This window comes from Polaribacter septentrionalilitoris (assembly GCF_009832745.1).
Taxonomy (GTDB): Bacteria; Bacteroidota; Bacteroidia; order Flavobacteriales; family Flavobacteriaceae; genus Polaribacter; species Polaribacter septentrionalilitoris.
The window spans coordinates 1-650 of record NZ_VRMJ01000047.1 but is presented as its reverse complement, the minus strand read 5'-3'; the positions used below and the strand labels follow the sequence as shown (position 1 = coordinate 650).

Annotated in this window: 1 protein-coding gene; it reads left to right on the top strand. The window is 62.9% G+C overall.

Annotation, left to right across the window (positions count from 1 at the left end; translation table 11 throughout):
- A partial coding sequence (locus FP421_RS14875; RefSeq protein WP_201288867.1) for an ABC transporter substrate-binding protein occupies nucleotides 1-650 on the top strand: 650 nt, incomplete at both ends.

Sequence of the window (650 nt, the reverse complement as noted above, 5' to 3'; positions counted from 1 at the left end):
CTCTTGCGGCGCGCCATCTCCATCGCCATGGACTATGAGGAGTTTATCTCCATCTTCGCCAACGGCCGAGGTCTGGTCGCTCAAGGGCCGATTCCGCCCGGCATCTTCGGGCACCGAGAAGGGGAGGCGGGTATCAATCCATTCGTCTACGCGTGGCGCGATGGCCGGCCGGTCCGCCGCGGTCTGGACGAGGCACGCGTGCTCATGGAGCAGGCCGGCTATCCGGGCGGCGTCGATCGCGAGACGGGGCGGGCACTTTCCATCAACTACGAGGCGGCGGCGACTGGTCCCGACGATCGCGCGCGTCTGAACTGGATCCGCAAGCAGTTCGCCAAACTCGGCATCGAGCTGGTCATCCGCTCGACGGACTACAACCGCTTTCAGGAGAAGATCCGCAACGGCACCGGCCAGGTCTTCATGTGGGGCTGGAACGCCGACTATCCGGATCCCGAGAACTTCCTCTTTCTGCTCTATGGCCCCAATGGCAAAGTCGAGCACCAGGGAGAAAACGCCTCCAACTATGCCAATCCCGAATTCGACCGCCTCTTCGATGCCATGAAATTCATGGAGGACGGACCCGAGCGTCAGGCCCTGCTCGATCGCATGGTCGAAATCGCGCGCACGGATGCCCCCTGGGTCTGGGGCTTCTT